The sequence below is a fragment of the Streptomyces niveiscabiei genome, from assembly GCF_001419795.1.
Lineage (GTDB): Bacteria > Actinomycetota > Actinomycetes > Streptomycetales > Streptomycetaceae > Streptomyces > Streptomyces niveiscabiei.
This window is the reverse complement of the sequence record NZ_LIRL01000173.1, coordinates 1-10,486: the sequence shown is the minus strand read 5'-3', so window position 1 is coordinate 10,486 and position 10,486 is coordinate 1. Positions and strand designations below refer to the sequence as shown.

Annotated in this window: 15 protein-coding genes; 11 read left to right on the top strand and 4 right to left on the bottom strand. The window is 73.9% G+C overall.

The window, feature by feature from the left end; all coding sequences use genetic code 11:
* Positions 1-114: 114 nt before the first annotated feature.
* Positions 115-774, top strand: a complete 660-nt coding sequence (locus tag AOK24_RS09480; RefSeq protein ID WP_055719611.1) for an MSMEG_1061 family FMN-dependent PPOX-type flavoprotein — start codon at positions 115-117, stop codon at positions 772-774.
* A 13-nt stretch (positions 775-787) separates the two neighbouring features.
* Here the strand turns inward: AOK24_RS09480 and AOK24_RS50415 are convergent, their stop codons facing one another.
* Positions 788-2,548: a TIGR03086 family metal-binding protein gene (locus AOK24_RS50415; protein WP_240553763.1), complete on the bottom strand. Its 1,761-nt coding sequence runs from the start codon at positions 2,546-2,548 to the stop codon at positions 788-790.
* A 105-nt stretch (positions 2,549-2,653) separates the two neighbouring features.
* On the opposite strand from AOK24_RS50415, the gene AOK24_RS09470 reads away from it, so the two are divergent.
* The 5 genes from AOK24_RS09470 to AOK24_RS09450 all read left to right on the top strand — a co-directional run bounded on the left by AOK24_RS09470 (position 2,654) and on the right by AOK24_RS09450 (position 4,768).
* Positions 2,654-2,839: a hypothetical protein gene (locus AOK24_RS09470; RefSeq protein WP_055719609.1), complete on the top strand. Its 186-nt coding sequence runs from the start codon at positions 2,654-2,656 to the stop codon at positions 2,837-2,839.
* A complete protein-coding gene (locus tag AOK24_RS09465; RefSeq protein ID WP_055719608.1) occupies positions 2,836-3,147 on the top strand; it encodes a hypothetical protein in 312 nt (103 codons plus the stop codon). The genes AOK24_RS09470 and AOK24_RS09465 overlap by 4 nt, the downstream gene beginning before the upstream one ends.
* 171 nt (positions 3,148-3,318) lie before the next feature.
* Positions 3,319-4,068, top strand: coding sequence for a dienelactone hydrolase family protein (locus AOK24_RS09460; protein WP_055719607.1), 750 nt, complete (start codon positions 3,319-3,321; stop codon positions 4,066-4,068).
* Between the two features lie 161 nt (positions 4,069-4,229).
* On the top strand, positions 4,230-4,544 hold the full coding sequence (locus tag AOK24_RS09455; RefSeq protein WP_055719606.1) for a VOC family protein: 315 nt from the start codon (positions 4,230-4,232) through the stop codon (positions 4,542-4,544).
* A gap of 80 nt (positions 4,545-4,624) precedes the next feature.
* A complete protein-coding gene (locus AOK24_RS09450) occupies positions 4,625-4,768 on the top strand; it encodes a VOC family protein (protein ID WP_206191171.1) in 144 nt (47 codons plus the stop codon).
* Positions 4,769-4,795: 27 nt separating this feature from the next.
* Here AOK24_RS09450 and AOK24_RS09445 read toward each other — a convergent pair whose 3' ends face one another.
* Positions 4,796-5,224 carry a MarR family winged helix-turn-helix transcriptional regulator gene (locus AOK24_RS09445; RefSeq protein ID WP_055719605.1) on the bottom strand — a complete coding sequence of 143 codons (429 nt, stop codon included), beginning with the start codon at positions 5,222-5,224 and terminating at the stop codon, positions 4,796-4,798.
* 89 nt (positions 5,225-5,313) lie between these two features.
* On the opposite strand from AOK24_RS09445, the gene AOK24_RS09440 reads away from it, so the two are divergent.
* Entirely contained in the window at positions 5,314-5,682 is a 369-nt protein-coding gene (locus AOK24_RS09440) for a winged helix-turn-helix transcriptional regulator (protein WP_055719604.1), read from the top strand.
* Between the two features lie 110 nt (positions 5,683-5,792).
* Here AOK24_RS09440 and AOK24_RS09435 read toward each other — a convergent pair whose 3' ends face one another.
* Both AOK24_RS09435 and AOK24_RS09430 read right to left on the bottom strand, forming a co-directional pair.
* Entirely contained in the window at positions 5,793-6,188 is a 396-nt protein-coding gene (locus AOK24_RS09435; protein ID WP_055719603.1) for a nuclear transport factor 2 family protein, read from the bottom strand.
* Positions 6,189-6,354: 166 nt separating this feature from the next.
* Positions 6,355-6,966 (bottom strand): SDR family oxidoreductase, encoded by a 612-nt coding sequence (locus AOK24_RS09430; protein WP_206191170.1) that lies wholly within the window; start codon positions 6,964-6,966, stop codon positions 6,355-6,357.
* A 32-nt stretch (positions 6,967-6,998) separates the two neighbouring features.
* Here AOK24_RS09430 and AOK24_RS09425 point away from each other — a divergent pair, with 32 nt between their 5' ends.
* The 4 genes from AOK24_RS09425 to AOK24_RS09410 form a co-directional block, all read left to right on the top strand.
* Positions 6,999-7,376, top strand: a complete 378-nt coding sequence (locus AOK24_RS09425) for an ArsR/SmtB family transcription factor (protein ID WP_055719601.1) — start codon at positions 6,999-7,001, stop codon at positions 7,374-7,376.
* Positions 7,369-9,336, top strand: coding sequence for a heavy metal translocating P-type ATPase (locus AOK24_RS09420; protein WP_079056740.1), 1,968 nt, complete (start codon positions 7,369-7,371; stop codon positions 9,334-9,336). The genes AOK24_RS09425 and AOK24_RS09420 overlap by 8 nt, the downstream gene beginning before the upstream one ends.
* An 81-nt stretch (positions 9,337-9,417) precedes the next feature.
* Positions 9,418-10,275, top strand: coding sequence for an alpha/beta hydrolase family protein (locus AOK24_RS09415; RefSeq protein ID WP_206191169.1), 858 nt, complete (start codon positions 9,418-9,420; stop codon positions 10,273-10,275).
* Positions 10,272-10,486: hypothetical protein (locus AOK24_RS09410; protein WP_159051831.1), on the top strand; the 215-nt coding region annotated here is incomplete at its 3' end. The genes AOK24_RS09415 and AOK24_RS09410, both read left to right, overlap by 4 nt.

Below are 10,486 nucleotides of genomic sequence, written 5' to 3'. Positions count from 1 at the left end.
GGTCGGCGGGGCTTCGGGGGCGGTCGGCGCGGTACGCGGGGCGTGAACTCCCCGCGCAGGCGCCCCGTGGAAACTCCTCCGCGAAGATCGCCGGCACCGCCTAGGGTCGACGGTATGACGACATCGCTCACCGGCACCGCCTTCGACTCCCTCAGCCTCGACGCCGTACGCGACACCGAGACGCTGCGCCTGACCTACGAGGACCCCGGGGACGCGGCCAGGCGCAAGGAGATGACCGAACTCACCGAGCAGACACGCCGGTTGATCGGCTGCGCCGCGCTGGTGATGATCGCCAGCGCGGACGCCGAGGGCAACTGCGACGTCTCGCCGCGCGGCGGCCCCGCCGGGTTCGTCTCCGTCCTGGACGACCGGACGCTCGCGATACCGGACGCGACCGGCAACAAGCGCCTGGACACCCTGCACAACGTCATCGCCACCGGCCGCGCCGGGCTCCTGTTCGTCATCCCGGGGCGCACCACGACCCTCCGGGTCAACGGCCGCGCCTGCGTCTCCACCCGCCCCGACCTGCTGTCCCAGCTGACCGCCGTGGGCAAGCCGCCCGCCAGCGCCCTGGTCATCGGCATCGAGACGGTCTACCCGCACTGCCCGAAAGCCCTCCTGCGCAGCTCCGCGTGGAAGCCGGAGGACTGGCTCCCGGCGGACGCGCAGCCCACCTCGGCGGAGGTCACCCTGGCCCAACTCCGCATCCCGGACCTGACGATCGAGGACATCCAGCAGGCGGAGGCGGACTCCCTGAAGTACCGGTACGAGTGACACCGCGTACGGTCTAGGCCCGCGGCGTCCGGCCCATGAACGCCGCCAACTGATCGAGGGCCGGGGCGTGTTCGGGTGCGGGCTGGGCCGGGGCGAGGGACCCACCGGCGGTGCGGGGCAGGCCGCCGTAGATCTCCCGGACCACCGGCAGCGCGGCGCGCGCGATATCGGGCTCCAGGTCGCGGTCGTGGCCGAGGGCGGTCGCGAGGTCCCAGCCGTGCACGAGGAGTTCGATCAGGAGCTGCTCGACCACGCGGCGGCCGGGGGCGGGGCCGAAGGGGCGGGTCAGCATGCCGGGCTGCCGGAAGGCGGCGCGTGCCGTGGCGGCGGCCGTCGTGAAGGCGGTGACGTGGTCGTCGCCGAGGTGGTCCTCGGTGTGGCCGACGGCGGGCGGCGTGCCCTGCGCCAGGCCGCCCCAGACGAGGTTCTCCCACACCAGGTGGTCGAGCAGTTCCCGTACGGTCCAGTCCGAGCAGGGGGTGGGCAGGCCGAACCGGTCCGGCCCCGCCGCGCGCACCAGCACCCCGACGGTGTCCTGAACCCGGACGAAAGCCTCCAGCACCCCTCCAGGCCAGGGGTCCGTGCCGTCGGCGTAAAGGGCTTCGAGCCGGGCGCCGCGCACCCCCGGCTCGGGGTTGGCAAGCAGGGCGGCGACGAGCCACCGGCCCTCCTCGGCGATCCCGGCGGGCACGGGCCGGCCACCGAGGACGCACAGCAACTGCCAGAACCGCTCGACGGCGGGCTCAGCGGCGGCGGTGAGCTGCTCACGCAGCAACCCGCGTGCGTCGGGGCCGTCGGCGGTCACGGCTGGGCCGGTGCGAGAGGCCGGGCCGGTGTCCGGGGCCGGGCTGGTACCCGAGGCCGGACCAGTGCCTGAGGCCGGGCCGGTGTCCAGGGGTGGGCCGCTGTCTGTGGCCGGGCCGGTGCCGGAGGCTGGGCCAGTGTCCGGGGCCGACCCGGTACCCGAGGCCGGCCCGCTGTCCGGGGCCCGGCCGGTGTTCGCGCGGCTGGGCAGCCAGGCCGTGACGATGCCCGCGACGACCGGATCGGCGGCCGGGGAGTCCGCCGCGATGCCGGCCCGCATCGCCTCGCGGACGTGCGCGGTCCACGTGTCGGTGAGTGCACGCATCTCCGCCGCCGCGCCGGGGTCCCGCACCCCCTGCCCCTGACGGGCGGCGTACACGGCCAAGCGCCGTACGGCGGACCGCAGTTCGTCACCGGCGATCAGCTCGCCCAGCTCCAGCCACGCCTCGACCTGTTCGTCGGTGGGATGCTCCGGCAGGTCGGCGCCGGCCGCGAGGAGCCCCTCGCGGAAGTCGGGCACGTCCAGATCGCCGAGGGCGCCGGTGAGGAAGCCGTGGACCAGGTCGCGGCGTTCGTCGGGGGACATGTGGGCGGTACGGGTCATCAGGGCGAGCCCTTCGTGGGTGGTGCGGCGGGTGACGGCGCGCAGGACGGCCTGGTGGGTCCGCAGCCGGCGGATCCGCTCCTCCAGCGCCTCGGCATGGGCCGCGGCCACCTCCTGGAGCCCGCCCTCACGATCGAGCGCGGCCCGGATCTCACCGAGCCCCATCCCCAGATCCCGCAGAGTGCGGGCCAGCCGGAGCCGGGCCACACCGGCGGTGTCGTACCGGCGATAACCGCCGGCGGTCCGGTGAACCGGCGCGACGATGCCCACGTCGGACCAGTGCCTGACCACCTTCACCGGCAGCCCGGTCTGCCGTGCCACGGCCCCGATGCTCCACGTGGACCCCGGCCCGTCGTCCTTGCGCATGCGCTCCACCCTCGACTCTCCCTCCGTGGGAGAGTCAAGCCGCACCTGCCACCGACGGGGAAGCTCCCCTTCCGTGACGGCACCCGTGCCACTAGATTCGGTGTCATGACCGCCATCACCCTGCGCATCCCCGACGCCATGGACAAGCCCCTGCGGGACGCCGCCGCCGGTGCCCCCTCGCTGAACGACTACATCGTGCGCGCCGTACGCCGCCAGATGACGCTCGACGCCGCCCGCAAGCTCGCCGCCCTCGCGCCCCTCGACCTCGCGGGCGAGGGCGACGCCCTGTGACCGTCCGCAAGGGCGACGTCTGGGACGTCGACACCGGCAAAGGCACCCGCACGGTTCTCGTCGTCAGCCTCGACGGCCTCGCCGAGGCGTACGGCGCCGTCGTCGCCGTGGTGCTCCACGCGCCCGCGCAGCACCCCGACACGGCGATGAGCGTGCGCCTGACCGCGCCGGTCGACGCCTCCCTCGTCGCCGTCAACCTCCTCCAACTGGCCGCCCCACGCTTCGAGACCGGCACGCTGCACGGCAACATCGGTCCCGAGCAGCAGGAGCGCGTGGACAACGCCCTGCGCGCGGTGCTCGACCTTTAGAAAACCCGTTGGCGGACCGTGCGGCCCCTGTTAGGTTTCCGGTGGCCGTGCAAGAGAGCGAGGAGGTGGTACCCGTGAACGCTGTATCGACATGGGTGCTCCCCTCCGGGGTCACGGTCGGGCGGTAGGCCGTCCGGGAGCGCCGTCGCGTACTCCCGAAAGGCTCGACCTATGCAGTTCATCTCCGAGCAGCGCCTCGACGACGGCGTCCTCGAACGTGACTTCACCCTCGGCGACACCCCCGGCACCCTCTGGACGCCGGACTCCGCGCAGACGCTCCCGCTGATCCTCATGGCCCACAACAACGGCATGTCCCGCAAGCAGGACCGGCTGAAGGCGAGGGCCCGCTACACGGCGGCCCGCGGTTACGCGGTCGCCTCGATCGACGCCGCCGGCTGCGGCGACCGCCCCCGTACGGCCGCCGCCGACCAGGCCCGCGCCGACGTCCGCCGGGCGATGCGGGCGGGCGAACCGGCCGACGACGCCTTCGAGGCCCTCGTCGGCCCCCTGGTCACCGGCGCCGCACCGGAGTGGCGGGCCACCCTGGACGCCCTCCTCCAACTCCCCGGCATCGACGGCCCGGTCGGCTACTCCGGCTGGGCCGCCCTCGGCATCCACCTCACCGCGACCGACCCCCGCATCAGGGCCGTCGGCCTCTTCGCCGGGGGCTACGTCCCCCACGCCCAGCGCGAGGAGGCCCGGAAAGTCACCGTCCCCCTGCTGCTCCTGCTCCAGTGGGACGACGAGGGCAACCCCCGCGAGCGCGCCCTGGACCTGTTCGACGCGTTCGGCAGCGAACAGAAGACCCTCCACGCCAACCTCGGCGGCCACACCGGCACCCCGTGGTTCGAGCTGGAGGACGGGGACCGCTTCTACGGCCGCCACCTGAAGCCCACGCCGCTCGAAGGGAGCGCCGCCTGACGTGAGGCTCAGGCAGCGGTCCCTGGCGACAGGTCCCGCTGCCCGAGCCGTACGCATGAGGAACTGGGGCGCAGAGGTGACGGGGTGTCGGTCCGGCGGTCCACGAGAGGCCGGGACCATGGAGACCGCAACCGCCCCCCAGCAAGAGGACCCGCCCTCACATGACCGACCCGAACTCGGCCCGCATGACCCTGCTGGTGCTCTACTCGCCCCGGCTGGACGAGTGCCGGCGCTTCTACGGGAACCTCGGCCTGCGCTTCACGCCGGAGCGGCACGGCCAAGGCCCCGACCACTACGCCGCCGTCCTCGCTGACGGCACGGTCTTCGAGCTCTACCCCGCCCGCCCGGACCGCCGTACCGACGCCCTCCGGCTGGGCTTCACGATCGACGGCGCGACGGCCTCACCCCCGCTCGCCGAGGGCCGCCACCTGCTCACCGACCCGGACGGGCGCACGGTCGAGGTGCACGCGACCTGACGAGCGGCCCGGCGGGTGGCGTCTGGGAGTCCGAGGGCGAGTTCGCGAACTACGCGATCTTCTACATCCTCGTCCCCGACGTGCAGGAGGCCGTCGCGCGTGCCGAGGGCCTGGGCGCCAAGGTCCTCATGCCGCAGGTCACCGACGCCTCGGGCTTCAGCTTCGCGCGGCTGGAGGACACCGCGGGCAACCACTTCGGCGTGTACGCGGTCCCCGCCCCGTGACCTTCGGGGGAGGGTCGCCCGGCGCCGTCACCGGGGCCGGGCGACCCGCAGCGTCCTGAGCGTGGCGCCGAACGCCTCCAGCTCGTGCCCGGACAGCACCGAACCGATCCGCAGGTCGAGTTCCGCCGCGAAGTCCTTCTCTGCCGCGTCCGTCAACCGCCGCCCCTCAGGGGTGAGTTCGATGAGGGAGGAGCGCCGGTCGTTCGGGTTCGGACGGCGGCGGCAGTAACCGGACGCCTCCAGCCGGTCCACCACTTTGCTGGTGCCCCCGACCGTGATCCCGAACGCCTCCGCGACGTCCTGGACGCGGCACTCGGAGCGCTGCCCGAGGAGCCGCATCACTTCGAACGAGGTGAGAGGGAGGCCGTGCGCGGCCTGCAACCGGGAGTCGACGGCGTTCCACAGCTCGATCTCGAACTGGACGAGATCGCGGTACACCTGCTTGAGATCAGCCACCAGTCATCTTCCGCAGAACATGCTTCCAGGGATACTGAATGGTATCCCCGTACGTACGTCCGACGTGAACCAGCAAGGGTATGCCGCCCATGACACAGCCTCAGGCCTTCGACATCCTCACGGCGACCTGTCCCTCCCGGACCTCCCTCGCCCGCATCGCCAACAAATGGACGGCCATGGTCGTCATCTCCCTCACCGACGGCCCGCTCCGTTTCCGCGACCTGCGCACGACGGTCGAGGGCATCAGCGCGAAGGTCCTCACCGACACCCTCCGGGACCTGGAACGCGACGGCATCATCGCGCGGCACAGCTACGCCGAGGTCCCACCCCGCGTCGAGTACGAACTGACCGCCCTGGGCCGCACCCTGCACACCCCCCTCGAAGCGCTGAGCCGCTGGGCGCAGGACCACATCACCGAGGTCATGACGGCCCGCGAGGCGTACGACGCCCGGACCTGACGGACCCCCGAAAGCGACACCGCCACGAGCCCTGAACCCGCGGAACGCCCCCCTCTGCCGGGGCCCGGAGCGTGTGTCACCGGCTCCCAGCCCCGGCAGGCGGGGTCCGCCTACTCGCCCCAGAAGGCGTCCTCGGCGGTCTGGTCGGCGGAGAACAGCCGCACCTCGACGATCTTCCCGTCGCCGACGCGCAGGACGTCCACGCCGTCCATGCTCATGGACGCGTCGTCGCGCCGGCCGGTGAAGTGGATGCTCGCGGCCACCGTGTCGCCGTTGCCCATCAGGGCGTGGACGGTGTCGATGGCGAAGCTCCCCCGGCTGGCCTCCATCATCCCGCCGAGCAGCGCGAACACGGCGTCACGCCCCGTGTGCTCGCCGGAGAACCGGTTGGCGCCCGGCTGATGCCAGACGACGTCCTCGTCGAGGAGTTCCCCGACCCTGGGCAGGTCGCCGGTCTGGATGGCGGTGAAGTACTCGCGGGCAAGGTCGACGTTCTCGCTGGTCATGACGGTTCCTCCTGATGCCCGCGAGGGGCGGGCGCTCTGGCAACTGGCTGGGGCGGCGGCCCGGGGGTGTCCCCCGGTCGCACCGCCCCGCTATCGTCACCGTCGGTAACCGGTCACCTCAACGTAACCAATGGGTCCATGTGTCCCAGGTCACCATCAGCGAGGGCTACAGGCCGATGTCGGCCATCCACTGCCCGGCACTCCGCGAGGTGAGCCCCAGCAGCTTCTGCGCGGACCGCTCGGCCGGAATCGCACGGTCCGCCAGTGCGCTCATGGCCCGGTAGCCCGCGGCGATGTCCTCCCCGGTGATCGCCGGGTCCTGCCCGACGGAGACCACACCGGTCACGTCCGTACGGTCGAACAGGGCGACGGCGGCATCGGCGATGTCCAGGTGGGAGGCCCAGGCGACCCGGAAACCGGCGGGCAGCGGATAGCGCAGCACGCCTTCCGCCCGTACCGCCCCGGCGACGAACGGCAGGAGCAGGTTCTCGAAGTGCAGCCGGGGCTCGATCACCGCGTGCGCAACCCCGCTGCCCGCCAGCCCCTCCACGAGCAGCGTGACCGCACTGCCGAAACTGTCCCCGCCGACGGAGACCCCGCTGGTCGAGAACACCACCCGGCCGGGCCGGGCCTTGCGCACGGCGGCGACGACACTGCGGGCATGGATCAGCCGATCCGCCTCCGAGCCGACGGGGGCTCCTTGGGTGCGGGTGCCGATTCCGGGTCGGTGATCACCGGCGTGTCCGGCTCGGGCAAGAGCTCCCAGTACAGCCTTCACTGAATTCAGTGAGCGCTGTACTGTCAGGCCCCATGGAGACGACGAACCGACGCGGTCCCGCGCTCGCCGTGAACGCCGAGGCCCTCGCCCGGGTCGGCACCGCGCTGGCGGACGAGAACCGGCGCAGGCTGCTGCTGGCCCTGCTGGAGGCGCCCGCCTACCCCTCCGACCTCGCCGAGACGCTGGGCATGACCAGGGGGAACGTGTCGAACCACCTGTCCTGCCTGCGCGGCTGCGGCCTCGTGCGGACCGTGCCGGCCGGGCGGCGGGTGCGCTACGAACTGGCCGACCCGAAGCTCGCGCACGCCCTCGCGGACCTCGCCGCGCTGGTGCTCCTGGTCGACCCTGCCGAGGACATCTGCGGCCCGGAGGACTACGCCTGCGGCGCCGGGGAGCCCCGGCATGGGTGACGCGTGCTGCGCGACCGACACCCCCGTACGGCCCGCCGCCGAACCGGCCACCGTGGCGCGGGCCCGCGGACTGCGGGGCGCCGCCGCCTCCGGCGTCCTGCTCCTGGCCTCCTTCCCCCTGCCTGGCGCCTGGTCGGTGACGGCCGCGCTCGCGGCGCTGGCCGCCGGCGGCGCGACCTTCGTCCCCGGAGCCCTGCGCGCCCTCGCGCGCGGCCGTCTCGGGGTCGGCCTCCTGATGACCGTCGCCGCCGCCGGAGCCGTCGCGCTCGGCGAGTACGGCGAGGCCGCCACTCTCGCCTTCCTGTTCGCGACGGCCGAGGGCCTGGAGGGGTACGCCGTCGCCCGCACCCGGCACGGCCTGCGCGCCCTGCTCGACCTCGTCCCCGCGACCGCGACCGTCCGGCGCGGCGACGCCGAGCGGGAGATCGCGCCCGGTGAACTCCGGGCCGGCGACACCCTGCTGGTGCGGCCCGGTGAGCGGATCGCGACGGACGGCGTGGTCGCGGCGGGCCGCAGCGCGCTGGACACGTCCGTCGTCACCGGCGAGTCCGTCCCCGTCGAGGCCGGCCCCGGCACCGAGGTGTTCGCGGGCTGCGTGAACGGGCCGGGGGCACTGGAGATCACGGTCACCGCCACCACCGAGGACAACTCCCTCGCCCGCCTCGTCCACACCGTCCACGAGGCGCAGGAACGCAAGGGCGCGGGCCAGCGGCTCGCCGAACGGTTCGCCCGGCCCCTCGTCCCCGGCGTCCTCGTCCTGGCCGGGGCCATCGCACTCCTCGGCACCCTCCTCGGCGACCCCGGGACCTGGATCGAACGGTCCCTGGTCGTCCTGGTCGCCGCCGCGCCCTGCGCCTTCGCCCTCTCCGTGCCGGTCGCCGTGGTCGCCGCGATCGGCGCCGCGTCCAAGGCCGGCGTCCTGGTCAAGGGCGGCGCGGCCGTCGAAGCGCTGGGAAGGGCCGAGGTCGTCGCGCTGGACAAGACCGGCACCCTCACCCGGGGCGAGCCCGCCGTCACCGACGTCGTCCCCGCGCCCGGCGCCGGCCGCGCCCGCGTCCTCGCGGTGGCCGCCGCGCTGGAGGCCCGCAGCGAACACCCCCTCGCCGCAGCGATCCTGGCCGCCGCAGGGCCCGCCACCCCGGGACGGGACGTCGAGGCCGTCCCCGGCCACGGGCTCACCGGCACCGTCGCCGGGCGCCCGACACGGCTCGGGAAACCCGGCTTCGTCGACGCCGGACCCCTCGCCGGGGACGTACAGCGCCTCCAGGACCGGGGCGCCACCGTCGTCCTCGTCGAACACGGCGGCCTGCTGCTCGGCGCGATCGCCGTCCGCGACGAGATACGGCCCGAAGCCGCCGACGCCGTACGGACGTTGCACGAGCGGGGGATCCGGGTCGTCATGCTCACCGGCGACAACCTCCGCACCGCCACCGCGATCGGCGCCGCCGCCGGGATCGACGACGTACGCGCCGGGCTCCTCCCGCAGGACAAGGCCCGCATCGTCACCGAACTCCGGGCGCACGGGCCGGTCGCCATGGTCGGCGACGGCATCAACGACGCCCCCGCGCTCGCCACCGCCGACACCGGCATCGCGATGGGCGCCCTGGGCAGCGACGTCGCCATCGAGGCCGCCGACGTCGCGCTCATGGGCGAGGACCTGCGCCGCCTGCCCGACGCGATCGGCCACACCCGCGCCGCCCGCCGCGTCCTCGTGCAGAACCTGCTGCTGTCCGGCGCCATCCTCGCCGCCCTCGTCCCGCTCGCCGCGACCGGAGTCCTGGGCCTCGCCGCCGTCGTCGCCTGCCACGAACTCGCCGAGGTCCTCGTCATCGGCAACGGCCTGCGCGCCGGACGCGGCCGACACCTGCCCGCCCACGCCCCGCTGCGCACCACGGGCAAGGTCCTCCTCCCGCCGGGCCCGGCCGAGGGGGTCTGCTGCTCAGGCTCGTGCGGGCGTTGACCGCGTGATTCCAGGACACTCCCCGGGCGCCGGAAGTCCTGTGTACGCTCGGTGAGTTCAGGCATGTTCGGGGGAGGCACGGTGGCCGCAGTCGTCGTCGTACACGGCGTGGGACAGCAGTACCTGGGACCGCGCTCGCTGCACACCGGCATCGCGGCGGCCCTCGCCGACGGCGTCGCCCTGGCCGGCGGGCCCCCGCTCACCGCCGACGACGTGGGCGTGGCCTTCTACGGTCACCGCTTCCGCCCGCCCGGCCGGTTCAAGGGCGAACCCGCGCTCACCCACCGCGACGTGACCGACCCGCTGGAGCGGACGCTGCTGATGGAGTGGTGGCGCGAGGCGGCCCGCCTCGAACCCGACCGGGTGCCCGCGCCGGACGGCGAGACGGCCACGAAGGCCATCACCCCGCAGACCGTCCAGCGCGCCCTGTACGCCCTGGCCAGGACCCGGTTCGCGGGCCGCTCCGGAGACCGGTTCCTGCTCGGGGTGCTGCGCCAGGTCAGCCGGTACTTCACCGAACCTGAACTCCGCACCCGCGTACGGGAGTCCGTCGCGGACGCCGTCGCCGACGACACCCGGGTGCTGGTGGGCCACTCCCTGGGCTCCGTCGTCGCCTACGAGGCCCTGTGCGAGCACCCGGAGTGGCCGGTGCACACCCTGGTGACGATCGGCTCCCCCCTCGGCATCCCGACCATCGTCTTCGACCGCCTCACCCCCGCCCCCAGCGAGGGACGCGGCACCTGGCCCGCGGGCGTGCGCGGCTGGACCAACCTGTGCGACCGCTACGACGTCGTCGCCCTGCGCAAACGCCTCGCCCCGCTGTTCGGGGACGTCCACGACGTCGCCGTCGACAACGGCTGGCAGGCCCACGCCATCGACCGCCACCTCACGGCCGCCGAGACCGGCACCGCCATCGCGGAGGGGCTGCGCAGGGCATGACACCCCGCTGGGTGGTCGTCGCGGGTGTCGCCGCCTACGACCACGAGGACAACCCCCCGCTGCCCCTCGTCCCCGGCGACCTCGACACCGTCCGGGCCCTGTTCACCGGCCTCGGCTACCGCGACGCCGGCCGCACCCTCGACGCGACCGCCGCGCAACTGCACGCCTTCCTCTCCGACTGGGCCGCCGCCGACGACCGCGACGACGGCGC

Coding starts and splice junctions, on each gene's coding strand:
- AOK24_RS09480 (WP_055719611.1), top strand. CDS start 115: ATGACGACATCGCTCACCGGCACCGCCTTCGACTCCCTCAGCCTCGAC.
- AOK24_RS50415 (WP_240553763.1), bottom strand. CDS start 2,548: ATGCGCAAGGACGACGGGCCGGGGTCCACGTGGAGCATCGGGGCCGTG.
- AOK24_RS09470 (WP_055719609.1), top strand. CDS start 2,654: ATGACCGCCATCACCCTGCGCATCCCCGACGCCATGGACAAGCCCCTG.
- AOK24_RS09460 (WP_055719607.1), top strand. CDS start 3,319: ATGCAGTTCATCTCCGAGCAGCGCCTCGACGACGGCGTCCTCGAACGT.
- AOK24_RS09455 (WP_055719606.1), top strand. CDS start 4,230: ATGACCGACCCGAACTCGGCCCGCATGACCCTGCTGGTGCTCTACTCG.
- AOK24_RS09440 (WP_055719604.1), top strand. CDS start 5,314: ATGACACAGCCTCAGGCCTTCGACATCCTCACGGCGACCTGTCCCTCC.
- AOK24_RS09435 (WP_055719603.1), bottom strand. CDS start 6,188: ATGACCAGCGAGAACGTCGACCTTGCCCGCGAGTACTTCACCGCCATC.
- AOK24_RS09425 (WP_055719601.1), top strand. CDS start 6,999: ATGGAGACGACGAACCGACGCGGTCCCGCGCTCGCCGTGAACGCCGAG.
- AOK24_RS09420 (WP_079056740.1), top strand. CDS start 7,369: ATGGGTGACGCGTGCTGCGCGACCGACACCCCCGTACGGCCCGCCGCC.